General features: G+C 47.1%; 7 protein-coding genes. 5 read left to right on the top strand and 2 right to left on the bottom strand.

What is annotated here, in order from left to right; all coding sequences use genetic code 11:
* Positions 1-90: 90 nt before the first annotated feature.
* The 5 genes from P5683_RS24200 (at position 91) to P5683_RS24180 (ending at position 1,658) form a co-directional block, all read left to right on the top strand.
* On the top strand, positions 91-345 hold the full coding sequence (locus tag P5683_RS24200) for a hypothetical protein (RefSeq protein WP_152344006.1): 255 nt from the start codon (positions 91-93) through the stop codon (positions 343-345).
* A gap of 68 nt (positions 346-413) precedes the next feature.
* A complete protein-coding gene (locus P5683_RS24195; RefSeq protein WP_006622539.1) occupies positions 414-662 on the top strand; it encodes a UPF0175 family protein in 249 nt (82 codons plus the stop codon).
* Entirely contained in the window at positions 659-1,153 is a 495-nt protein-coding gene (locus P5683_RS24190; RefSeq protein ID WP_006622540.1) for a DUF3368 domain-containing protein, read from the top strand. Before P5683_RS24195 ends, P5683_RS24190 begins: the two co-directional genes overlap by 4 nt.
* Positions 1,143-1,310, top strand: a complete 168-nt coding sequence (locus P5683_RS24185) for a hypothetical protein (RefSeq protein WP_155839114.1) — start codon at positions 1,143-1,145, stop codon at positions 1,308-1,310. The genes P5683_RS24190 and P5683_RS24185 overlap by 11 nt, the downstream gene beginning before the upstream one ends.
* Positions 1,311-1,442: 132 nt before the next feature.
* Positions 1,443-1,658 (top strand): hypothetical protein, encoded by a 216-nt coding sequence (locus P5683_RS24180; protein WP_006622542.1) that lies wholly within the window; start codon positions 1,443-1,445, stop codon positions 1,656-1,658.
* 67 nt (positions 1,659-1,725) lie between these two features.
* Here P5683_RS24180 and P5683_RS24175 read toward each other — a convergent pair whose 3' ends face one another.
* Both P5683_RS24175 and P5683_RS24170 read right to left on the bottom strand, forming a co-directional pair.
* Positions 1,726-1,944 (bottom strand): type II toxin-antitoxin system HicB family antitoxin, encoded by a 219-nt coding sequence (locus tag P5683_RS24175; protein WP_006669412.1) that lies wholly within the window; start codon positions 1,942-1,944, stop codon positions 1,726-1,728.
* Complete coding sequence (locus P5683_RS24170) at positions 1,941-2,165, bottom strand: type II toxin-antitoxin system HicA family toxin (protein WP_006622545.1); 225 nt, start codon at positions 2,163-2,165, stop codon at positions 1,941-1,943. The genes P5683_RS24175 and P5683_RS24170 overlap by 4 nt, the downstream gene beginning before the upstream one ends.
* Positions 2,166-2,371 lie beyond the last annotated feature (206 nt).

Raw genomic sequence — 2,371 nt, 5'->3', positions numbered from 1 at the left:
TACACAACACAGTCGGACTCTAGTAGGTTGGCTGGTGCGATCGCTTTACACAACAGACTCTGACTCTAGTAGGTTGGCTGGTGCGATCGCTTGACACAACACAGTCGGACTCTAGTAGGTTGGGTGGAGCGATCGCGAAACCCAACACAGTCGGCTAGGCTGGGAGTGGTTAAGTTTTTGTCAGGTTTCCTGGGTTCATATAACCTACTGATTTGTTGGGTTTACGGAGTTCACCCAACCTACTCCTGGTGCGATCGCTTTACACAAAACAGTCGGCTAGGCTGGGAGTGGTTAAGTTTTGGTGGGGTTTCCTGGGTTCACCCAACCTACTCCTGGTCATATTAAATCATGAAATATATGCTACAATTAGGAATAAAATTAATCAGCCCCAATTGGGATAGAGTCAACTGCTTATGACTGTACTCATCTCAGACGAAATCCTGGAAGCCTCTCAGCTTACCCCAAGCGAATTTCGCCAAGAAGTAGCATTACACCTGTTTCAAACCGGGCGTTTGACCTTGGGCTATGCCAGTAAATTGGCAGATATGCCATCCGGTGCTTTTCGCCAACTTCTGAAACAACGAGATATCCCGCTTTACTCCTACGATGTGGAAGATTTTGCCTTAGATATCAAGAATTTACGGGAGTTGGGACGCTTGTGATTGTCATTAGTGATACATCAGTAATCACTAACCTGGCGGCAATTCACCACCTAAAACTTCTGTCTCAACTTTACCATCAAGTGACTATTCCTGAATCTGTGTATCGGGAACTCGTTGATATTGACCCTCCCGTACCCGGAACTCTGGAAGTTCAAGGTGCAGCCTGGTTAAAAGTCAGAGCATTAGTTAACCGTAGTGTGGTTGAACAGCTTCAAAATGAGGTAAGGTTAGATCCGGGAGAGGCAGAGGCGATCGCTCTTGCCATAGAGCTTCAGGCAGATTTGTTGTTGATTGATGAGCGTCGGGGTCGAGCGGAGGCTGACCGTTTAGGCATCAAGATTACTGGATTGCTAGGCATTCTGGTTGAAGCCAAGCAGAAAAATTTAATTACTGCGGTCAAACCTCTGATGGATGCTCTGATTGCTACGTCAGAGTTTAGAGTATCTTCGGCTTTATACAACCAGATTTTGAATATGGTCAATGAAACTTAATCGATATCTGATCAACCCCGTTTCTGCCATAACCTTTGCCTCCTCACCCAAATCTGCCTCAGAAACCCCCTTTCTCAACCCCTCAACCCATCCCCCGCCGCCATTTTCTAGTAGGTTGGGTGGAGCGATCGCTTTACACAACACAGTCGGACTCTAGTAGGTTGGCTGGTGCGATCGCGAAACCCAACACAGTCGGCTAGGCTGGGAGTGGTTAAGTTTTGGTGGAGTTTCCTGGGTTCACATAACCTACTCCTGGTGCTATAATTAGCTTAAATGGCTCAACAAAACCATGAATACAACTCAACTACGCGAAAAAGTCGCCAGCCAACTCAACAACCTCTCACCGGAAAGACTTGCCCTCGTTAGTGAGTTTCTCGACTCCCTAGAAACCTCCGAACCTACTCAATCCTCTGGCTGGCAAAAATTGCCCCCGCTAAAACCAGGGAAAACCGCCACAGATTTACTCAAAGTTGCCGGAACTTGGCAGGGGGTATATGGCGGATAAGTCGGCGAAAAAATCCGAAAACATCAGAGCATCAGCATCCAGCATAGGCTCTGTTGGGACAAAAGCATCAAACCACCTCAAGTGTTTTCGGTTGAGGAATGACCTCACCTTCCGCCTGCCAAGCTGCTAGATACATTTCAATCACTTCTTCCCCATTGCGGATTGCCTCTTCCCGAGTTTTTCCGTGAGTACAAGGCATCACGACCTGCTCAGAAAACTCGGGAATGGTGACTAGGAAAAGCTCATCTTCATCAGACCATTGAACAATCATGCTGTATCGACTCATGAATCTTCCTCCTCTCTCAACCCTTCCAGTTCAGTTAGCAGTTTTTCCAGTTGTTTTTCTAGGTAACGGGGCACATCATCTCCATCCTGACCTGAAATGGTCAGGGTTTTTCCAATCAGAGGATGTCGCCAACGCTCATGGCTGCCCTTACCGCGCTTAGGCAAGTAAACAAAGCCATACTGTGCAATTTGAGCTTTCAACTCTCGAATCTTCCGGGGCATTAGTATGATTTAGGCATTTTGGTCTAGTTTATCACTTTTTCCGTTTTCATAAAGATAACTCAACTATGTGGGGTTTCCTGCTACTAATTCGGCAACTCAGAAACCCCCTTTCTCAACCCATCAACCCATCCCCCGCCGCAACTTTCTAGTAGTTGGCTGGTGCGATCGCTTTACACAACACAGTCGGACTCTAGTAGGTTGGCTGG

It is taken from the genome of Limnospira sp. PMC 1279.21 (assembly GCF_032349615.1).
GTDB lineage: Bacteria > Cyanobacteriota > Cyanobacteriia > Cyanobacteriales > Microcoleaceae > Limnospira > Limnospira fusiformis.
Note: the sequence above shows the minus strand (reverse complement) of the source record. Positions and strands in the feature narration are given on the sequence as shown.